Raw genomic sequence first — 21,701 nt, 5'->3', positions numbered from 1 at the left:
CTTATTTCAGAATGGTGACGTTTTCCCCTGCTGTGGGAAGATTTTGCCTGGAAATGACCTGATCAATCAAACCGTAATTCTTCGCCTCTTCTGCCGACATAAAAAAGTCGCGCTCAGTATCTGCTTCAATTCTTTCTATAGGTTGACCAGTATGATGAGCCATTAACTCATTCAACTTAGCCTTAATGTAAAGAATTTCTCTGGCTTGAATTTCAATGTCAATGGCTTGACCTTGAGCGCCACCAAGTGGTTGATGAATCATAATCCGCGAGTCGGGCAGAGACATTCGCTTACCGGCAGCCCCTGCTGTCAACAAAAATGCCCCCATGCTCGCGGCTAATCCAAAACAGATGGTAACAACATCAGGGCGAATTTGCTGTATTGTATCATAGATTGCCATGCCTGCGTAGACCGAGCCACCGGGAGAATTAACATACAGTTGGATGTCTTTTTCTGAGTCTTCGGCGTCTAGGAATAACAACTGAGCCACAATTGAGTTGGCTACGGTATCGTCTATTGGCGTTCCCAAAAAGATAATCCGCTCTCGCAGCAGGCGGGAGTAGATGTCGAAAGCCCTTTCTCCCATGCCAGACTGTTCCACCACCATCGGCACGATGTTGCTAGGGCTGTTCAACTGGGAGTTAATGTTTATTCGACTTTGGTTGCTGATGGGGTTATTTCCCGACTGCGATACAAGCATACAAGCTTTCTTTGACGATAATTTAGGACAAATGTTTCAGCAGCAGATGCTGCCTTTTCGACGAATGGGATTTTTATAGGTACGTGTTAACCATTATGCCTCATATAATTTCCTCTCGTGTAACACAGTATCAAGCTCAGGCGATAACATGTGTCACAATTTGCTGAAAATTCATTAATTCTTGAATTATTCTGCCTTTATTACTGAGTTTTGAGGAGTCAAGAGTCATGGGGCATTGGGCACTTGTACTGAGCGAACGCGAGTGCGTCTCGTAGAGAAGCCGAAGGCGTTGCCTAAGAAGAGAACTATTGGGCATTGGACAATAATTAATAGTTCTTCTCCCCCTGCCTCCCCTGCTCCCCCTGCTCCCCCTGCTCCCCCTGCTCCCTCATCTCCCTTACCTTACCCATTTCACCAGTACTTTAACTCAGAACTGGTGAACTCATGGCTGTGGGATTTTTAATTATTCTTCTGTGACTTCTGTCGAAGTTTCGCTGGTTTCTTCCTCTGTCTGAGGTGCATCAGCATCAGCATCAGCATTAGCATCTGATTCTGCGGCTTCTGTTTCCTCTATGGGATTCAAGGAGCCTTCGGGTACAAGTTCAACTGAAGAGTGTTCTAAGAGCCAATCGATGGTTTTTTCGGTTAATAGTTCGTTTTCCACGATTGAGCGCAGTTTATCTTCATCAACGTCTTGCTCCTCTGGGTACTGTTCCAAAAGTTCTGTGACTCTGGTTGCAATTTCTTCTGGTGTTACCTGGATAGATTCGCGTTTACCGACTTCACGCAATGACAAAGAGCGTTTGATGCGTTCAATTGCCTCAGTGCGCGATCGCTCCCGCAATTGAGGAATAATATCTGTAGTAAACAACTTCCTCACATCTAATCCCTGCTGAGACAGACGCATTGCTGTTTGCGTTAGCATTGCATCCACTTCTTGCTCAATCATGGTTGCTGGTAAGTCAACTTCTACGTGCTTGAGCAGTTCTGTTAACAACGCTTCCTGTTTATTTGTTTTTGTTTTGTCGTCCGCCTCTTTTTGATATTGCTCTACCAAAGAAGCGCGTAACTCCTCTAAGGTTTCAAAATCGCTGATTTCTTGGGCGAAATCGTCATTTACTTCTGGTAGTTCCTTTTCCTTCAGTTCTTTGAGGGTCACTGTGAAAGTTGCCGCTTTTCCAGCTAAATCTTCATTAGCATAAGGATCTGGGAACTGTGCCGCAATTTCTTTGGTTTCTTCAGGATTCATCCCCACTATTCCCGAAATAAAGCCTGGAATAAACTTATCTTCCTGCAACTCAACTTGAAAATCAGTTGCTTCGGCTCCGGGAATCGGTTCTGGTTCAGCTGTTTCGTCTTCGCCCTCGACTTTGGAGAATACACCTTTAAAATCGACTACGGCAATATCACCGATTTGGGCTGCACGTCCTTCCACAGGAATCAATGTCGCCAATTCTTGACGTTCCTTGTCAAGGTTTGCGTCTACTCGTTCTGGATCGTACTTGACTTCTTCAGCCTTAGCTTGTAAATCAGTGTACTGAACTAAATTTACTTCTGGTTCTACATCGACAGCAGCCAAAATTGTCAGAGGTTTTCCAGGTTCATAATTCTTAATTAAATCCTCAAAGGAGGAGCGCAATTGCGGCTGACCTATTGCCGGGATAGCTTCTTGTTTAACCGCTTGCTCAATGCCGTCTTGAATTAGTTCTTCCAGCGCTGCTGCCTTGATACGAGTTGTACCCAGCCGTTGTAGCAATATTGGCCGAGGCACTTTGCCTTTACGAAACCCAGGAATATTGGCAGTACTCGCTAAGTTTTTAATGACCTGTTCGTAAGTTTGCTTGGTAATTTCCGGCGTAATCTCTATTTCCAGGCCAATTTGGCTGGCGGGAAGTTTTTCCTGGGTAACTTTCATGCTTCGTCTCTAGTTTTCTGGTATTTTATACTCCAAGTACACACAAGATGCAATAATTGTTTGCGTTTATGGCTTGATGTGTCTTAAGGGAATGGGATGCCAAAAGGCTTTATGACATCCAAGGATGGATGTTTGTCCTGGGGCAAAGATCCAGTTTACTGCCAATCACCAAGGACTTGACATTTTACCTTCATAACAATTTAGTTAATGGGGGCATTGGGAATAGGGCATGGGGCATGCATGGGGCATTGGGCATTGGGCATTGCATTAGTTATTCTTTCTCCCCCTGCTCCCTCATCTCCACTCCCCACTCCCCACTCCCTCTGAAACTTAGGAATTAATTATTCAGTGGGCTAACGCCGTGATATCCTTGTTCTCAGCGACTGGTTAGTACTCCCAAGTTAAAGTTATAGTATTGAGCCTAGCTATTATTAAGTTGTGGTACAAGAGCGCATCTATTACCTAACCGTATAGCTCAGTTTTATACTGTGCTGGTTTTATCCGCTTCGATCATAGTATATTTATCATTTTGGTAAGCAACTTTGAAACTAAGACGTTCGGTCGCATTACAAGTGAGATGCCTATGAAACGCCTAAGTGCAGATATCTCCAGTTTTCTGTTAAATGGCTGTTTGTTGTATAATAATATATAGTTGAAATCGATGGAAAATGGGGTAACCATTGTTGTAGAGTGCAACATAACTTAAATTTTTAAATAACCAAGAAAATAAATGTATTCAATATTTAGAAATCAACAGAGTATAGACTAAATTACAGAAAAATCTAAATTTATTCAAAATGCATCTAGAGAGTACGATCGCCATTTAAATATAAATAAATCTTCAACTGTTCCAAATTGCAAAAAAACCTCTTAAAGGAGGAAGTGAGTTTGTCTAAATCCTATCGTGTAGCTATTTTGGGTGCGACTGGTGCCGTTGGCACAGAGTTGCTGGAATTATTAGAAATCCGTAATTTTCCAATTGCTGACTTGAAGTTATTGGCATCAGAGCGGAGTGTAGGTCGATCGCTGCGCTTTAAAGGGGAAAATATACCAATAGAGGCAGTGAGCGATCGCGCCTTTGAAAATGTGGATATAGTACTAGCTAGTGCGGGTGGTTCCACATCCAAAGCTTGGGCAGCAATAGCCGTCGAAAAGGGTGCAGTGGTAATTGATAACTCCAGTGCCTTTCGGATGAACCCGGAAGTTCCCTTAGTAGTGCCAGAGGTGAATCCACAAGCCGCAGCTAATCACCAAGGCATTATTGCCAACCCCAACTGTACGACAATTTTAATGGCTGTGGCAGTCTGGCCATTGCATAAAATAAAACCAGTGCAACGCATCGTAGCCGCAACCTACCAATCTGCTAGTGGTGCTGGTGCTAGAGCAATGGCAGAAGTCAAAAGGCAAACAAGCGCTATACTACAAGGACAGCCGCCAGTTGCTGAGGTATTGCCTTACCCACTGGCATTTAATTTATTCCCGCATAACTCACCATTAAACGATTTGGGTTATTGTGAGGAAGAAATGAAAATGGTCAACGAAACCCGAAAAATATTTGGTACGCAGCAAATCAGAATCACTGCAACCTGTATACGGGTTCCCGTACTCCGGGCCCACTCAGAAGCCATTAATTTAGAATTTGAGACTCCCTTTAGTGCAGAGGAAGCCAGAGAAATTTTAAATTCCTCCCCTGGAGTGAAGTTGGTAGAAGATTGGGAAACTAACCATTTTCCGATGCCAATTGAAGCAACTGGTAAAGATGAAGTTTTAGTGGGAAGAATTCGTCAAGATATTTCTCATCCCTGTGGCTTGGAATTATGGTTGTGTGGTGACCAAATCCGCAAAGGCGCAGCATTAAATGCAGTACAAATCGCCGAATTGCTGGTAGAAAAAAATCTACTCAAACCTGCTAAAGCTTACGTTTCAAGCTAGTCATTAGTAAAAAGAAACAACTAATGAAAAAGAGAAAATGTGCAAATTACTGTTGAAAGAAATTTGCACATAGGTTATTACAATAGAAAACCACCAAGATATAAAAACATGGGTAATCAGGAGTGAAAACAGGGTGGGAGATTTTGGCAATGTTTTAACCGCTATGATTACGCCGTTTAAAGCAGACGGTAGTGTAGATTATGATGTAGCGGCAGAACTGGCAGCACATCTAGCTAACAACGGAACAGATACATTGGTGGTGTGCGGCACAACCGGGGAATCCCCTACCCTAAGTTGGGATGAGGAGTACCAGCTGTTTGTCGAGGTATTGCACTCCGTGGCAGGAAAAGCCAAGGTAATCGCAGGTTGTGGTTCAAATTCCACCAAAGAAGCGATCGCAGCCACCCAAAAAGCGTCTAAAATAGGAGTACACGGTTCCTTACAAGTTGTCCCTTATTACAACAAACCGCCACAAGCGGGATTGGAAGCGCACTTTCAGGCGATAGCACAAGCCTGTCCCGACTTACCGTTGTTGTTATACAATGTACCTGGTCGTACCGGACAAAACCTTCAGCCAGAAACAGTTGCCCGGTTAGCTGAGGTTAGCAATATTGTCGGGATTAAAGAATCCACTGGTAGTATAGATCAGGCAAGCGAAATTCGTCGCTTGACACCAAAAGAATTTGACATCTACTCTGGTGATGATTACATGACTTTGCCCTTGTTAGCGATCGGGGCAAAGGGCGTGGTAAGTGTGGCTTCTCATCTGGTAGGAAACCAACTACAGCAGATGATTCAAGCTTTTAGGGCGGGGAAAATTGAGGTAGCCAGCAATATTCATCTCCAACTCTTCCCGTTATTTAAAGCTTTATTTCTCACTTCAAACCCCATTCCAGTGAAAAAAGCACTGAAACTTCAAGGTTGGGAGGTTGGTTTAACTCGTCCGCCCCTATGTGAAGCTGATTTAGAAGTAAGTCAAAAGTTAGAAGCGGTTCTGAAAGAACTTAGTTTAATCTAGTCACCATCTGGTTAAGCGCTGTTAATCGGCTACTTTCTAAAGATACATATAAACAATGTTCATAATTGTTCATAAGTTGCAATTTAAAAATCTGTGCTAGGACTGATAGACATACTATAAATTCTTCAGTGTACAGTCGATTTTATTGAATAAAAAATTGAAATCTTCAATTAAAACTTGATTGCTTTGGGACTGAATTAAGAAACAAATAATGTTGTCTTAAATATAAGTTCGTTAACTATCAACTAAATTAACCACAAGTAACAATCTAAGGAGAAAATGGCTAAAAACGAAGCTAATAATTCCGCCTTGAAAATTATTCCTTTGGGCGGTTTGCACGAAATTGGGAAAAATACCTGTCTTTTTGAGTATGATGATGAAATTATCCTGTTAGATGCAGGATTGGCTTTTCCCACAGAGGCGATGCATGGAGTAAATATTGTTCTGCCAGATACGACCTATCTGCGGGAAAATCGCCACAAAATTAAAGGGATGATCGTTACTCACGGTCATGAAGACCATATTGGCGGAATTGCTTTCCATCTTAAGCAATTTGATATCCCCGTGATTTATGGGCCCAGACTAGCAATGGCAATGCTAGAGGGTAAATTAGAAGAAGCTGGAGTCCGCGATCGCACAGAAATCAGAACAGTTCTACCACGCGATGTGGTGCGGATTGGCAAAAACTTTTTAGTTGAATATATCCGTAATACCCACTCCATTGCTGATAGTTTTACTGTTGCCATTCATACTCCCCTTGGTGTAGTCATTCACACAGGGGATTTTAAAATTGACCATACCCCAGTGGATGGGGAAAAGTTTGACTTGCAACGGTTAGCAGAACATGGTGAAAAAGGCGTTCTTTGCCTCCTTAGTGATTCTACTAACGCTGAGATACCAGGGTTTACACCTTCGGAACGTTCAGTTTATCCCAATCTTGAGAGAGTATTTAGTCAAGCCACTGGGCGATTATTTGTCACTACCTTTGCTTCCAGCGTGCATCGCATCAACATGATTTTGGATATCGCCAAGAAGCAAAACCGTGTAGTGACGATTGTGGGGCGTTCGATGCTGAACTTGATTGCTCATGCCCGTAATTTAGGTTACATCAAGTGTGAAGATAATCTGCTGCAACCATTGCACGCAGTCCGCAATCTACCTGATGAAAAAGTACTGATTTTAACTACAGGTTCTCAGGGTGAAACGATGGCAGCAATGACCCGCATTGCCAACAAAGAACATCCTCACATCAAAATCCGCGAAGGAGATACGGTAGTATTCTCTGCTAACCCAATTCCCGGAAATACGATCGCAGTAGTCAACACCATTGATAAATTGATGATTCAGGGTGCAAAAGTGGTCTATGGGCGGGATAAAGGGATTCACGTATCCGGTCACGGCTGTCAGGAAGAACAAAAGCTGATGATTGCCTTAACTCGACCCAAGTTCTTTGTGCCATTTCACGGCGAACATCGGATGCTAGTGAAGCACGCAGAAACGGCTCAGAGTATGGGCATTCCCGCAGAAAACATGATCATTATTCAGAATGGTGATATTGTCGAACTGACTGAAGATGCTATTCGCGTCGCTGGTAAAGTGCCATCTGGTATCGAATTGGTGGATACTACTAGTTCGGGTATGGTAAGTGCCAAAGTTTTACAAGAACGGCAACGCATGGCTTCAGAAGGCATTATTACGATCGCAGCTGCCATTGATTGGAATGGTAAACTGTTGGCAAAACCAGAAACTCACCTACGGGGTGTAGTTACAAGTGTAGAGCGATCGCTCCTACAAACCTGGGTAAAACAACGGATTGAAGAAATTCTCACTGTGCGCTGGACAGAATTTGCTCCTGGCGAAGGTCAAGTAGCAGATATAGACTGGGGTGGATTGCAAGGAACTTTAGAACGAGAATTGCAACGTTCCATCCGTCGAGAATTGCAATGTCAGCCATCTGTGACTTTGTTGATGCAAATTCCTGATGAGCCACCTGTGAAAGTTGCCGATGGCAGAAGACGGCGGACTCGGACTGCTGCTCAGGTAGCATCGTAGGGAATTTAAGGTAAAAATTTCACACACAGGACTTACGCACAGGTAACGGAAAGTCGAACCACAGAGGACGCAAAGAAGCCAGTGCGTTGGGCGGGTTCCCCGACTTGAAGCAACTGGCGCGACACGGAGGAATAGGAGTTTAAGAGGTTTCTTGCGTAAGTCCTAACACAGAGGCGCAGAGACGTAGAATTTTTCTAACGTCTTTGCGCTTTGGCGTGAGATTGAGAGAAAAATCATTGCAAAAAACTAGTCCCAAAAAAAAGTTGTAAAACTTACTGTCAAAAAGCCTGCGCTTACTTCTATGCACTCTGCTGTGCGGCAAGCTGAACAGCTTCTACATCAACATTGAGTTGTTGAGCAATCTGTTCTACACTCATCCCTAGACACGTTAGTTTTTGTAGATGAGTATATGGTTTCTTGTTGTATTAAATTTTATGGTTTCTCAATGAACCCAGAGGTATACTAGAACTAAAGTACACACTGTTAACGGCGCTCCAAACCTTAGATGTTCCCAAAAAGTTAGCTTGTAACCTAAATCAGCAGCAGCTTCTACAACTATCAAGTTGGCAACTGAACCAAACAATGTCAAATTACCAGCCAAAGTTGATCCAGCTGCCAACAATAGCCAATACTTAGTGTCACCTGGAGGAACTAGGGGATGCAGCAGAAGTACAGCAGGCACATTAGAAATTAAGTTAGATAAAACAACAGTTACACCCAAAAAACTCGCAGCAGAGTTGATTGCATGGGTAAATGGCTGGAGCAAATTCAACTTTTGCGTGACTCGTGTCAGGATAAACAATCCAGAAAACATTACCAGCAGATTCCAATCTACCTTTTGCAAAATGCGTTGCGGTTTAATCCGCCGAGTGATTAGCAACAAGCTAGCAGCAACTAAAGCAGACTCCCCTAACGGTAAACCGATAGTAAATGCAATTAGTAACCCAATTGTAATGACTAATGTTTTTTTAAATAAGGGTTTAAAAATACGTTGATTGCCAACTGTTACCTGTTGGCAAGGTTTGACTGAGCGGACATCTGGGTAAAGTAGCCACAGTAATATTACTTGAATTACCAAGCCTACTAGGGCAACTGGGGTCAATACACGCAAAAAATCTAGATAGGAGATACCTGAAAAGGAGCCAATCAGGATATTTTGGGGATTACCGCTCAAAGTTGCTACCGAGCCTATATTAGTTGCACCTGCGATCGCTAGTAAATAAGGAATCGGATTTAAACCCAAAGCTAGTGTCAGGCTCAAGGTTAAGGGTGTAAAAATCAGCGCCAGAGTGTCATTGAGAAAAAAGGCGGAGAGAATACCACTACCAAAAGTTAAAGCAATCAACAAACCTAAAGGACTGCGAGTGATACTCAATATCACCGACAGCGATCGCCTAAAAAACCCTGCATAGGATAGGTTGGCATTAACTACCATCATGCTCAACAGAAATACGATGGTATTGGCCTCAATAGCCTGCCATGCTTCCTGTAAATTCAGAACACCTAAAGCAATTAAAAATGCAGAACCGACCAAAGCGATGGTGGCGCGGTTCATGCGTAAACCAGGAATGTAGCCCAATGCTAACCCCAGATAAGTTAGCCCTAAGACGCTATAGATTGCAAATTGGAGAAAAATCACTTTCTTTACCGAGAGTTGGCGACGACCGATGTTTCATGAATATCGGCTCTGCATCTACTGAGGAAGCCAACCTACCTGGCTTTCAGCCGCAGTAGCATCTACAGACTTCTCTCTACTTCTACAGTATTCAGCCAGCAATGAACAGGACGCACTTACGTGGGGAAGTAAGAATACGGGAAGGAAAGACGCCTGCTAGGGTATTACTGATATTTATACTTAGCAAAAATGTTCTCAAAAATATCTAATATTAAGTTCTGTAAATGTTACAATAAAACCTATCCAATGACGGATGTCTTTATTAAAATTTAAACTACATCAAGTTATGAACAAGATCGTAATATTACACTACCGATCCCCAGAAAATTGCGATTAACTTGACGTAGTAATAAATTAGGTTCTGACTTAAGTGGCTAATCAGGTATTACATTATATCGCAGTCAGAACGCGATTTTTCCGGGAAAGTTCGTTGCCACGTTGTATATATTCATTCAAAAGATGAATAACCTCAACAACACAGAGGATTAACCATGAAGGTATTCGACAATACCACAAAAAAGATTTTTCTGGCAAGCTGGGTATCAATCAATCAAGCAGAGACTAGTGACCATCAAGTAACCCAGCTAAACCGTTCTGTTTCCAAGCCTTACTGGGATATTCTCCAACCCCTACGGCAGCGTTTAGAAAACATTCAAGTCCGCGATCGCCAACTAGCTCACCGTTTGTGTAAGCTGATTCCATCTCAGTGTCCCTTTGAGCGAGATGTCAAATTATTTGGGAAAACCTTGTTTCACATTCCGCCCATGTGCAAGCTCAACCCCTTATATGAAGAAGTGGTTGGTTTGCGTTTCCGAGCAATGTGCTATCTAGCCGACGAATGTGGCGAAGATGTATCACAGTACTGCTGAGGGAAAAGTGAGGAGTGAGGAGTGATGAGTGAGGAATTAAAACTTCTAACTCCAAACTCCAAACTTCTAACTCCTAACTCCTAACTTTTAACTTTTAACTCCTAACTATTTTTCTACTATTTTTTTTGCCATTTTTGGATGGCATCCTGAGCATCTTCGTAAGCGCCTGTCTCCTCTGGCACTAAAGCAGCCGTCGCAATTGCGGTATTAAGTTCTCCTTCGGTGGCGCGACGCTTGGCCAGGTCTAAAATTTTCTCACTCCATTTATTGATCGATTTTTGGGCAGTATCGAAGCCAGGTTGATCTGGTGGTACTTTTTTCGCAACTTCGATCGCACGATTGTAGGTAGATGCCTGTCCAGACTTGATTAAGGCATTTGCTGCATCTAAAAGAGTTTTGTTACTTACATACTGCTTGCCCTCTAACCGCCACAGGTTAATTGCAGCTTGTGCTTTGGCATAGGGAGCTTCATCTTTGGTGATTAATCGAGCAGCAGCAATAGCGCTAGCATACTGTCTTTGTTTAGCACGTCCCTCTGCTAAATCTAAAATCATCTGACTCCAAATCTTAATATTCTCCTGAGCTTGATCGTAAAGTGGTTCACCGGGTTGAATTTTCCGGGCTGTTGCGATCGCCATGCTCAAATCGCTAGCTTGAGTTTGTCTAAGCGACATTTTCGCCAGGTCTAATACTGCTTGATTCCGATTTTTTGACTCGGAACTAGAAGTTATTTGGGCACTAGATTGATTTTTAAGTCTAACTGGTGGAGTGCGATCGCTTGCAGTAGCATTAGGTGATGTGCTTGATATTTGCTTAATTTTAAAAGTTTCTTGATTACGGAGAAAAACTACGGCGATTAAACCTGCTACAAGCAAGCTGCCTCCGCCCCATAAAATAAACTGTTTCCAAAAAGGGATGCTTGGCTGATTCGATGGCAATCGAGAGACGTAACCTTTAGAGGAATTGGGGATAAATCTTCCGCTTGGATTCACTCCTAAAGAAGTTTCTGCCATTGGCTGGGAAACTAAGCCGGTAGCTGACTCTTGGACTTGTTGACCTTTAGACTTTTCGACCTTGCGAGCCTTCACCTGTTGGGAGGAGTTCACAGTAGCTTCTCCCCATCTGCGCCGTTCTGCTGAAGTTTTAGGGTAATCGTCGAGGGGAGGAGCCGCAAGAGCAACAGCAAAGGATTCTTCGGGATAAATCACCGGTTCTGCTTGCAAGTCGCTTTCCATTGCCAATTTTGGCAAGATTACCTGCTGCCTTGATGGGATGATAGTGGCAGGGTTTTGGACAGGACGCCAGTGGTGGTGACATAATTTTGGCATGATCAGGCTTAGGTAGCTTTCTAAATCTGCCAAATTACTGCCATTACCAGAACGCAAAGCTTCTAACAAAGCTGCTGTAAAGAATCCGTGACCTAGTTCGCTACTTTCATGAGAAAATTGCTCTGGTTGACAAGAAAGAATTGTCGCAAGTTGTAGTTCTTGGGCTAATTCTATTGTTTCTTCACCAACGGGAGCATCCGCTTGAGTACCAAAAGCGCGGTTGATATCGAGTAGTAACAATACATTCAAGTCAGCAAGTTGCAGACTTTGCATTAGCGATCGCAATTCTATGCCAGTCTCTTGCACCATTTCGGGGTTGCCCTCTGCTGGCATCAAGTAATCTTTGCCCTTGTAGTTGACCGCATAACCGCTAAAAAATAACCACAGATAATCTTCTGGTTGCCAACTTGTCGCTGCCAAATCCTCAAACAGCAGCAAAATATTCTTTTTAGTCGGATAAGTTGATCTATCCCCAATCGGCGGCGAAGTATCCGTCATCAGCAGGCAGTGTTTGGGGAGAAAACCTGCATCTGTCACCAAAAAATCCTCTAGTGCCTCAGCATCCGCTTGGGCACAACTTAAAGGTTGAAATAACTGATATTGATTGATGCCAATCGCGATCGCCCAGTAATTTGCCATCCCGCTATTTGTCAGTTATTGTTTGCTGGTCTTAAAATTGCGGTTGGCTTTGCCAAAAAAACAAAGCTAACCGATGTCTTATAGTCTAGGTGATTCTGATCGAATCTTAAGTTAAAATGTAATTTTTATTACCTTTATAAGTCGGAAAATACCTTTTACCTAATTTCAATAACAGATCATCACTAAGGAGATAGAAGGTCATGAGCAAGATTTCTGCTCACCTACCATCATCGATCACTCCCTTTTCATTTATTAGCCAAATTGCCGGAAGAATCCGGATAGTTCCTTTATTAGTTTTGCTCATATCTACTGTTCCTGCGTGGTTTTTGACGGAAGCGATCGCACCTCATGTTGTGCGAGCTTACACCGCTAGAGTTGATCTAGCTATTGACCGCCTGCCAGATGAAAACTACGAAACCGTTCTCAGGAGGGCGGAAGCAGCCGCTAGAGCATCTGCTCAACGGAGTTTCGACCAAGATATCTTGGTGACAGATGTTTCAATCATTGTATCCGTACAAAATTATGGAGCGATCGCACCAGTTATGACATTAGAAGTCAGCCGTCCCCAATGGCGATCGCGCCCCGATGCTCAAAATTGGGCGACTTACTACAAAACTGCGCGATCGCTACTTTTCTTTGAAAATAGCCAGGACTTACCCAAAAAATAGCCGAAACCCTTATTTTCAGTAGGGGCAATTCATTAATTGCCTTTACTGTTGTCCTTCGCGTCAGTGGATGGCCTAGAATAGTAAGGTTGTCAAGAATCGCGATATCTGCTGACATGGCTGTTCCTAAGAAGAAAACTTCAAAATCAAAACGAGATAAACGTCGAGCTACCTGGAGGCACAAAGCCGTCGTCGAAGCTCAAAAAGCCCTTTCTCTGGGCAAATCAATTTTGACTGGACGTTCTACATTTGTATATCCAGCTGCTGAAGAAGAGGAAGAAGAATCATAATTTCCCACTCAGGAAAAGCGTGAACAGCATCTATAGATTTGATTGCCAAAGTCACCAATCAAACTTCTTACCACTAGATAAATGCTTTTTTTAGCTTTCTTGATTGCATTATGAATCTTAGATACTCTACACAAGCTTATTAGATCGAAAAAATTGGTAGTGAGTAATTGGGAATATCCATTACCCATTACCTATCATTTATGAGTAACGATCGAGTAATCATATAAAGAGTCAAACATCTGGTGCTGTTGGCAACTCAGCAAAAAAGCTTGTACACATCTTGAGAAAACTTATTTTTCTCTAACTATGCTAGGAAAATTTTTTCAGAAACCAGGGAAGGAAGAGGGGGAACGCGTCCCTCCTGGTCAACACTTAGCTAAAGGTTTCCCCGTATTAACTTACGGTGCAACTCCCCAAGTCAGCATTGAGGAATGGGAATTTCGAGTTTGGGGTTTGGCAAAACCTGCTACCTTTAGTTGGTCAGACTTTATGGCGCTACCTCAACACGAATTCACAGCAGACTTCCACTGTGTAACGCGCTGGTCTAAACTCGATGTCAAATGGACTGGCATTAAAGTTACAGATTTCATGAGTCTGATTGAATTAGACCCGAAAGTAGCCCACGTTATGGAACACTGCTATGGCGGCTACACCACCAATATTTCTATAGAAGATTTTATGCGCGAAGAAAACTTCTTTGCCTTTAAAGTCTTTGGTGAAGACCTTCCATCTGAACATGGTGGCCCAATGCGGCTAGTAGTGCCTCACCTCTACGCTTGGAAAAGTGCTAAGTGGATTAATGGTTTGGAATTTTTAGCTGCTGAAGAACTTGGTTTTTGGGAGCGTAATGGCTACCATCGCCGTGGTGAACCTTGGGCTGAGGAGCGTTACAGTAATGCCTTTGGGATTTAAAAGTTAGGAGTTATTCAATTTAGTTAGAGATAAACAATTTTCAAGGTGATGTTGATAGCAGGTAAATAGTCTTAGAATAGCAGTGGCAAACATCGATAACACGAATAAAGCTGATAGTACTAAAAATTAAGGAAAAAACCATGAGACGTTTTACCTTGTTTACGCTACTGTATCTAGCTGCGGGAGTTTGCTTAACTGCGATCGCACTTAAGTACCCTAACATGACTCCAAACCTTAAAGCCATCCTGCTAATAGAGGCAGGAATGCTATACACGTTCTCTATATTCAGTACCTCCCCGTTTTGGCGTCAAACCTTACTACAAAGCCAAAATAGACTTCGCCAGCAACCAACATGGAAACAAAATTTCGTTACGATCGCACTTTGGCTAGCGATTGGATTAACGGTTTTTTCGTCCATCTTCAATGTAGTAGTGAGTCATAACTGGACAACTGAAGCAATCGCCCAAGCCTTTTTGGGGCTAATAATTATTTTGCCGAGTGCAGAAAATCTTTTTCTCAAAAGCCAAACCCAATCTTAACAATTCAAATGCTCGTAGTCATGTAATTCTATTTTCTGGTGAGCTAGATTTGTCCTACGAGAAAATAATAGACTTTAACCCAAGAGTTTCTTGATTAGCGGCAATTTGCCCTGGTATGGAGCGTATCGCCATTTTAAATCGAGCCAGAATGAGTTTTGCAATACACTTTTGTTATGGGAAAAGGTGTCAAAACTAGCTTTGCCGTGATAGTTGCCAATACCACTATCTCCCACCCCACCAAATGGTAAAGACGAGACACCAACCTGCATCACTGTGTCATTGATACAAACTCCGCCAGAGGAAGTTTCCTGCAAAACTTGATTTTGTAGGTTTTTGTTTTGAGAAAATAAGTATAACGCCAAGGGTTTAGATTTAGAGTTAATCAAGGCGATCGCTTCTGCAATGTCAGTATATTCAATGATGGGTAGAATAGGGCCAAAAATTTCTTCCTGCATTACAGAATCTTCTAAGGAGACATTATCAACCACTGTGGGGGCGATATAACGCTCTGAAGGTTGAGTTTCTCCACCAATGACAACTTCACCATCTTTGAGAAAGTTAACCAACCTATCAAAGTGTTTTTGACTGATAATTCTGGCATAATCAGGACTGTTTGCTGGATTATCGCCATAAAATTCTTTTACGCATTTTTCCAGCCCATCTATTAAATCTTTTTTGATTGTTTTATTAACTAAAAGGTAGTCGGGGGCGATACAAGTTTGTCCAGCATTAATAAATTTACCCCAAGTAATCCGTCTGACAGTATGTTCAAGATTAATGTCACTATCTACGATACAAGGACTTTTACCACCCAATTCTAAAGTAACTGGTGTGAGATATTTTGCTGCTGCTGCCATAATAATTTTGCCGACGGCTGTGCCACCAGTAAAAAAGATATGATCAAACTTTTCTGCAAGTAGTTTTTGACTTGCTTCAACACCTCCTTCAACCACTGCGATATAAGCAGGGTCAAAATGTTTGGCAATAATCTTAGCAATGACATCAGACGTATGAGAAGCAATTTCTGAAGGTTTGATAATTGCACAATTCCCGGCTGCGATCGCACCTACTAACGGTGAGATAATTAACTGAAATGGATAGTTCCAAGGCCCAATAATTAAAACAACCCCTAACGGTTCTGGATAAATTCTCGCCGAGTAGGAAAAAAAATCAAAAGAAACGGGTGCTTTTTTGGGCTTAGTCCAGTTTTTGAGGTGCTTTATGGCATAATCGATTTCTTTGATGACGCCGATTTCTGTAAGGTAAATCTCCACTTCTGGTTTATGTAAATCTGCTTGTAATGCCTCGACTATTGACTGTTCATGCTCAATAATTGCTTGCTTGAGATTTTTAAGCTGCTCAATGCGAAAAGTGACATCTTTAGTTTTGCCACTATTAAAAAACTCACGCTGATTCTGGATAATATTGCTAACGTTAGATAATTCATTAGTAATCATTGTTTTGTCCAATAAAAAATATTTATTTAATGATTATTGCTGCTATTTCAGTAGAGGTTATTCCTGAAGTTTTAGTATTTTAATTTATAGACGAAACATTTATTTTCAAATTTTTGTAGAGAGTAATAAAGAAAGTTATAAATTATGAATCATGAGGGTAAAAAATTCGATAATTCATAATTGCTAATTTTCTCATTTTTTAGTGGGTAGAAGGACAATAAATACACTCCCTTTGCCCAACTCAGAATTTAGCAAAATAATGCCTTGATGTGCCTCGACAATTCGGCGAGCAAGGTAGAGTCCTAAGCCACTACCAGAACTCTTGTGGCTACCTTGACGAAATCGTTCAAATATGGTAGCTTGTTCTTCAGCAGGAATACCTGGGCCGGTATCCGCTATCTCAATACTAATATATTCAACGGAATTAGATTTTCCTGAGAACTGAGATTGACTATTTTTATCAAACTGGCGTTGAGAAGTTAAACGAATAGTAACAGACCCAGAATCGGTAAATTTGATTGCATTCCCTATAAGATTGGTGAATAGACGATATAATTCTAAGCGATCGCCCATCACTGTTTTTGTGTTTGACTCCTCAGTAAAGTCTAAATTTAGGGACAGTGCTTTGTCTTGAGCTAAAGGTGCTAATTCTCCAGTCACTTCCTCTAACAATTGGCTCAGATTAACTGGTTGAAACGCCAAACTTTTGCGACCTGCTTCAAAGCGATAAACTTCCAATAGGGTATTCACCATAGAAAGCAGGTTGATATTGCTACGGGCCATGATAGCGATTACTTCCTGCATTTGCGGTGATAATGTTCCTAATGCACCTTGTTGAAATAGCATTAACATGCGATCGGCGGCTACCAAGGGAGTGCGTAAATCGTGGGTGAGGCGGGAGACAAAATCTTCTCGCTGGCGGGCAATTTCATCACGTTCATCCATACTATGCTTCAAACGCAGGAGCGATCGCACTCGTGCCAGCAATTCATCTACTGTTACAGGTTTACGGATAAAATCATCAGCACCCAAATCTAATCCGTGGGCGACATTGGGCGCATCGTGTGCAGTAATCAGCAATATGGGGATGTATTGCGGCAACTTCATCTCTCCACGAATGTGCTTGGTGACTTCGTACCCATCCATATCTGGCATCATCAGATCCAGCAGAACCAAGTCACAAGGAGAAGCTTTCAATTCTGCCAAGGCCGAAATTCCATTTTCTGCGGTGCTAATGGTGTAACCTTCTTCCTCCAAAATAGTTTTGATCAAAAACACGTTATCAGGAGAGTCATCAACAACCAGAATTTTGTTAGAGCGAGAAGATTGTGAAGTCATATAGATGCAAGGTATGGGTAAAAGTAAATTTTTAGGGAAACTGGTTTATTGGTATAGTTTTTTAGATAGTACTTTTAGGTAAACTCCCTCCGAAAAAAATTGTTTACCAAGAAATTTATATAAATGTGTTTTAAAAACTACTTTACTTACCTTTTTAACAGATAGCCACAAGCTAATTGAATTATGGCTCATAAACTTCTAGAACTTAATATAGAGGATAACAACACGAATATAGTAGTATTAATCACTAAGTAAAAATCCGACTAAATAGTGTATCGACTACTAGCGAATTACTTGTGGAAACAGGTAGAGACTAGCTTCGATTCTCTACATTGATTGCAAAAAATAGTCAAATTTGTCAAAATTTCTGGATATTGAGCCGATTATGCCAACTTTGCCAGCAGCCAGGAAAAGTGCCAGGTTTTTCATCAGCTATCGCAGTCAAGATCCAGATTTGAGCCTTGCCCATAATTTTTATGAAGCTCTTAAAGCTGCTGGACACGAAGCATTCATGGCGGGCGAGAGTATTCGCTTGGGGGAAAAATGGCCTCAGCGCATTGATGAAGAATTAAAACTGTGTGATTACTTTTTGTTGCTGTTGTCTGAGCGATCGGCAACTAGCGAGATGGTGACAGAAGAGGTGAGACAGGCCAAAGAGTTACGGGATACCAGTGATCAGCATAAGCCAGTGATTTTGCCCATTCGCGTCAACTTCCCTTGGAGTACGCCACTAAATTATGATTTGCGGGGTTATTTACAACAGATTCAGCAGCGAGAATGGAATTCACCTGCCGATACTTCCAGAATTTTACCTGTTGAGCTAGGTGATGTAAGTCGGGCGATTGAACTAAATGGTTTTCAGTTACAGGAAGCTGAACCTTTGGCTAAGGGATTAGTGGGCAAAGTTAGTAATCCTCAGGATGTGGTGAAGGAGGTTTTAACTTGGACTGGTGGACAACCATTTCTTACCCAGAAGCTTTGTCAACTCATCCCTGCTGATATAGAAGCGGCTGGAATTGAAGAATTGGTGCGATCGCGCATCATCGAAAATTGGGAATCACAGGATGAGCCGGAGCATTTGAGGACGATACGCGATCGCATTTTGAGGAACGAACAACGAGCAGGTCAGATGCTAGGACTGTATAAGCAAATCTTGCAACAAGAGAGGATACCAGCTGATGACAGTCTAGAACAAATGGAACTACGGCTGACAGGTTTAGTGCTTAAGCGACAGGCTTACTTAGAGGTATACAACCGTATTTATAAGAAAGTTTTTGACAAAAGCTGGGTGAATAAGCAATTAGCCGAGCTAAGACCACAGTTTTATAGAGAAGCAATAACAGCTTGGTTAGCTTCTAACTATCAAGATGAATCGTGCCTTTTGCGTGGAGATGAGTTAAAGAATGCACAGAAATGGGCAGCAGTAAAAAACTTGAGTAAAGAGGATAATGATTTTTTAAATGCTAGTCGAGAGCTTCGTACCAAAGAACTAGAGGAGTATTTAGGCCCAACTAAATTAAAGTTTAAAAATGAGGAAGTCTTCTCAGTTTCTGATTTAATTGACAAGTGTGATAAGTATCCAGATATAACAAAAGATTATTTATTCAACAGCGAATATCTTGAAGAGTGGCTATTTTTGCGTAGTGAAACACATTTAGCAAATCTGTCTCGAAAGATTGTTGAGGGCTATAAGCAAGAAAAGCGTAGAGGTGTAGAAATGTTCGTGAGGGAACTTTGTAGACATCTAGGCAGACCTCCACATCCAAAAATATTAAATATTCTGGCATTGCTTGGTTCAACCTTTATTATTATTACTGACTTAACTATATATCCACTGAAGATAATTGGCATCGAACAAGCAGCAATTGGTTGGTTAGTAGTGGGTTCCTTTGTCGGGGGAGCTATAGGATTAATTCAATCTCTCAAACGTATAGAACAATATTCCTATTTAGGTAAAGTTTATTTAATTGCTATTGCCATACCTTTCATACTATTAATAACTGGCTTGATAACCGCTAATTTCCAAGACAACATAGAATTTTTTCCAAATATTGTACTTGTCGATGATTTTAAACATCCATCAAAAGAGTGGAATAAAGATACATTAGTAAGTATAAAGAATGGAGGCTTATTCCACCCTGGAACTAAAAATAATAATTTCAAACTGTCTATTTGGGGTGATAAAAATCAGATATTCAAAGACTTTGATTTTTCAGTTGATGCTAAAAAAGTTAATGGAACTGTTTTTTTTGTGATTGATGAGCTTCTAATATCTTCTCAATTTGCTGCCAGTCCTGATAATCAATCAACACCGCTACCGGACGCATGGCTTCATCAGTCACAATTTTTTTCTTAAAAGGTAGCATGATTTTGTATATCAGATACAACGTTTAACTATATTGATCGTAACTCTAAGACAGAAAATTGATTAGGGCAACTTTCCTCTCATCTTTAAGAGCGATATCTGGCAATTAACCGCTCGATGCCTACGCTTATTTCCCAGAGTTTAGACTATCTAAAACTTGCTGGAATTCTGTTGTGGAAGGAATTGCGATCGCGCTTTTGAGAAGCATTTTCATAATCAGTAAGTTGCTGGGCCATGAATTAAAACAAAAAGTACCTCTGTGCCATTGGTAAAACTGTCGCAGGTTCACAAATCAGCAACTCACCATCTGCCCTGACTTGGTATGTTTCTGGATCTACTTCAATGTGGGGTAGTGCATCATTCAGCTTCATATCCCGCTTACTCAATTGGCGTGTCCCAGAAACTGCAACTGCTACCTTTTGTAAACCTAGCTGGTTAGGAATTTCTTTCTCTAAAGCTGCTTGGGAAACAAAAGTCAATGATGTGGCATGACGCGCCCCTACAAAACTACCAAACATCGGTCGCATATACACTGGTTGCGGTGTGGGAATACTGGCGTTAGCATCGCCCATTTGCGACCATGCAATCATTCCGCCTTTAATGACTATCTCTGGTTTCACACCAAAAAATGCAGGACGCCACAAACATAAATCTGCTAATTTTCCCTCTTCCACTGAACCCACATATTGAGCAATTCCGTGAGCGATCGCTGGGTTAATAGTATATTTAGCGACATATCTTTTTGCTCTAAAGTTGTCTGCTTTTTGCTCCATCCCTTGTGGGTTAAGAGTTCCCCGTTGCACCTTCATTTTGTGAGATGTCTGCCAGGTGCGAATTATCACTTCGCCTACCCTTCCCATTGCCTGGGAGTCGGAAGAAATCATGCTAAATGCGCCTAAGTCGTGCAAAATGTCTTCGGCGGCAATGGTTTCTCGGCGAATGCGAGATTCGGCAAAAGCGACATCTTCGGCGATCGCAGGATCAAGATGATGACATACCATCAACATATCCAGGTGTTCATCTAAGGTATTTAGAGTGTAAGGGCGTGTGGGGTTAGTAGAAGATGGCAGAACGTTGGCTTGGCTGCAAACTTTGATGATATCTGGTGCGTGTCCTCCACCTGCGCCTTCGGTGTGGTAGGTGTGGATGGTACGATTCTTGAAAGCGGCGATCGTATCTTCAACAAATCCGGCTTCGTTTAGGGTATCAGTATGAATTGCTACTTGCACATCATAAGCATCGGCAACGCTGAGGCAAGTATCAATTGCTGCGGGTGTGGTTCCCCAGTCTTCATGCAGCTTTAACCCCATTGCACCGGCGGCTACTTGTTCTACAAGTCCTTGGGGTTTGCTAGCGTTCCCTTTGCCCAAAAATCCTAAGTTGACGGGAAAAGCATCAGCAGCTTGCAACATCCGGTAAATGTTCCAAGGGCCGGGGGTGCAGGTAGTGGCATTTGTACCCGTAGCTGGGCCAGTACCGCCGCCGATCATGGTGGTAATCCCAGAAGCGATCGCAACTTCAATTTGTTGGGGACAAATAAAATGAATATGGGCATCAATACCGCCAGCAGTGAGAATCATTCCTTCTCCTGCTAAGGCTTCGGTTCCGGGGCCGATAATAATATCTACATTATTTTGAATATAAGGATTTCCGGCTTTACCAATTTTGAAAATCTTGCCATCTTTAATGCCGATATCTGCTTTGACAATACCCCACCAATCGAGAATTAAGGCATTAGTAATTACTAAATCTACAGCACCATCGGCGTTAGAAAGGGGGGATTGTCCCATTCCGTCTCGGATGACTTTACCGCCGCCAAATTTCACTTCATCGCCGTAGGTAGTGAAATCTTGTTCAACTTCAATAAATAATTCTGTGTCTGCAAGTCGGATGCGATCGCCTACTGTTGGGCCATAAGTTTCGGCGTAGGCGCGGCGATCCATTCTGTAAGGCATATAAAATCCTTTTTTTAACGCAAAGGGACGCTGAGAGAAGCGCAGAGGTACA

Annotated in this window: 16 protein-coding genes and 1 pseudogene; 9 read left to right on the top strand and 8 right to left on the bottom strand. The window is 42.1% G+C overall.

Annotated features, from left to right (window positions below; all coding sequences use genetic code 11):
• Window position 1: 1 nt before the first annotated feature.
• A complete protein-coding gene (gene clpP, locus LC586_RS02800) occupies window positions 2–700 on the bottom strand; it encodes an ATP-dependent Clp endopeptidase proteolytic subunit ClpP (protein WP_229482838.1) in 699 nt (232 codons plus the stop codon).
• A gap of 463 nt (window positions 701–1,163) precedes the next feature.
• Window positions 1,164–2,615 carry a trigger factor gene (tig, locus tag LC586_RS02795; protein WP_229482837.1) on the bottom strand — a complete coding sequence of 484 codons (1,452 nt, stop codon included), beginning with the start codon at window positions 2,613–2,615 and terminating at the stop codon, window positions 1,164–1,166.
• Window positions 2,616–3,503: 888 nt separating this feature from the next.
• Here tig and LC586_RS02790 point away from each other — a divergent pair.
• The 3 genes from LC586_RS02790 (at window position 3,504) to LC586_RS02780 (ending at window position 7,617) form a co-directional block, all read left to right on the top strand.
• Window positions 3,504–4,547, top strand: coding sequence for an aspartate-semialdehyde dehydrogenase (locus tag LC586_RS02790; protein ID WP_229482836.1), 1,044 nt, complete (start codon window positions 3,504–3,506; stop codon window positions 4,545–4,547).
• Window positions 4,548–4,680: 133 nt separating this feature from the next.
• Window positions 4,681–5,565, top strand: coding sequence for a 4-hydroxy-tetrahydrodipicolinate synthase (gene dapA / locus LC586_RS02785; RefSeq protein ID WP_229482835.1), 885 nt, complete (start codon window positions 4,681–4,683; stop codon window positions 5,563–5,565).
• A gap of 279 nt (window positions 5,566–5,844) precedes the next feature.
• Window positions 5,845–7,617: a ribonuclease J gene (locus LC586_RS02780; protein WP_229482834.1), complete on the top strand. Its 1,773-nt coding sequence runs from the start codon at window positions 5,845–5,847 to the stop codon at window positions 7,615–7,617.
• A gap of 442 nt (window positions 7,618–8,059) precedes the next feature.
• Here the strand turns inward: LC586_RS02780 and LC586_RS02775 are convergent, their stop codons facing one another.
• On the bottom strand, window positions 8,060–9,256 hold the full coding sequence (locus tag LC586_RS02775; RefSeq protein ID WP_229482833.1) for an anion transporter: 1,197 nt from the start codon (window positions 9,254–9,256) through the stop codon (window positions 8,060–8,062).
• A 527-nt stretch (window positions 9,257–9,783) separates the two neighbouring features.
• On the opposite strand from LC586_RS02775, the gene LC586_RS02770 reads away from it, so the two are divergent.
• Window positions 9,784–10,161, top strand: a complete 378-nt coding sequence (locus tag LC586_RS02770; protein WP_229482832.1) for a Mo-dependent nitrogenase C-terminal domain-containing protein — start codon at window positions 9,784–9,786, stop codon at window positions 10,159–10,161.
• Between the two features lie 116 nt (window positions 10,162–10,277).
• Here LC586_RS02770 and LC586_RS02765 read toward each other — a convergent pair whose 3' ends face one another.
• Complete coding sequence (locus tag LC586_RS02765; protein WP_229482831.1) at window positions 10,278–12,128, bottom strand: caspase family protein; 1,851 nt, start codon at window positions 12,126–12,128, stop codon at window positions 10,278–10,280.
• 200 nt (window positions 12,129–12,328) lie between these two features.
• Here LC586_RS02765 and LC586_RS02760 point away from each other — a divergent pair, with 200 nt between their 5' ends.
• The 4 genes from LC586_RS02760 to LC586_RS02745 all read left to right on the top strand — a co-directional run bounded on the left by LC586_RS02760 (window position 12,329) and on the right by LC586_RS02745 (window position 14,534).
• Window positions 12,329–12,796 carry a hypothetical protein gene (locus tag LC586_RS02760; RefSeq protein ID WP_229482830.1) on the top strand — a complete coding sequence of 156 codons (468 nt, stop codon included), beginning with the start codon at window positions 12,329–12,331 and terminating at the stop codon, window positions 12,794–12,796.
• Window positions 12,797–12,909: 113 nt separating this feature from the next.
• Window positions 12,910–13,083 carry a 50S ribosomal protein L32 gene (rpmF, locus tag LC586_RS02755; RefSeq protein ID WP_094328804.1) on the top strand — a complete coding sequence of 58 codons (174 nt, stop codon included), beginning with the start codon at window positions 12,910–12,912 and terminating at the stop codon, window positions 13,081–13,083.
• Window positions 13,084–13,389: 306 nt separating this feature from the next.
• On the top strand, window positions 13,390–13,995 hold the full coding sequence (locus LC586_RS02750; protein ID WP_229482829.1) for a sulfite oxidase-like oxidoreductase: 606 nt from the start codon (window positions 13,390–13,392) through the stop codon (window positions 13,993–13,995).
• A gap of 140 nt (window positions 13,996–14,135) precedes the next feature.
• Complete coding sequence (locus LC586_RS02745; protein WP_229482828.1) at window positions 14,136–14,534, top strand: hypothetical protein; 399 nt, start codon at window positions 14,136–14,138, stop codon at window positions 14,532–14,534.
• A 74-nt stretch (window positions 14,535–14,608) separates the two neighbouring features.
• On the opposite strand, the gene LC586_RS02740 is transcribed toward LC586_RS02745, so the two are convergent.
• Together LC586_RS02740 and LC586_RS02735 are read right to left on the bottom strand one after the other, a co-directional pair.
• Window positions 14,609–15,991: an aldehyde dehydrogenase gene (locus LC586_RS02740; RefSeq protein ID WP_229482827.1), complete on the bottom strand. Its 1,383-nt coding sequence runs from the start codon at window positions 15,989–15,991 to the stop codon at window positions 14,609–14,611.
• Between the two features lie 192 nt (window positions 15,992–16,183).
• Window positions 16,184–17,329, bottom strand: coding sequence for an ATP-binding response regulator (locus LC586_RS02735; protein ID WP_229482826.1), 1,146 nt, complete (start codon window positions 17,327–17,329; stop codon window positions 16,184–16,186).
• A gap of 385 nt (window positions 17,330–17,714) precedes the next feature.
• Between LC586_RS02735 and LC586_RS43390 the strand changes: the two are divergent.
• Window positions 17,715–18,833: pseudogene (locus tag LC586_RS43390) on the top strand (toll/interleukin-1 receptor domain-containing protein); the annotation flags it as partial.
• Between the two features lie 727 nt (window positions 18,834–19,560).
• Here the strand turns inward: LC586_RS43390 and LC586_RS43385 are convergent.
• Both LC586_RS43385 and ureC read right to left on the bottom strand, forming a co-directional pair.
• On the bottom strand, window positions 19,561–19,656 hold the full coding sequence (locus tag LC586_RS43385) for a hypothetical protein (RefSeq protein WP_498072172.1): 96 nt from the start codon (window positions 19,654–19,656) through the stop codon (window positions 19,561–19,563).
• Window positions 19,657–19,933: 277 nt separating this feature from the next.
• Window positions 19,934–21,649, bottom strand: a complete 1,716-nt coding sequence (gene ureC, locus LC586_RS02725; protein ID WP_229482824.1) for an urease subunit alpha — start codon at window positions 21,647–21,649, stop codon at window positions 19,934–19,936.
• Window positions 21,650–21,701 lie beyond the last annotated feature (52 nt).

Origin of the sequence: Nostoc favosum CHAB5714, assembly GCF_020829495.1 — a bacterium.
GTDB classification, from domain to species: Bacteria; Cyanobacteriota; Cyanobacteriia; order Cyanobacteriales; family Nostocaceae; genus Nostoc; species Nostoc favosum.
This window is presented reverse-complemented; position numbering and strand designations above follow the sequence as displayed.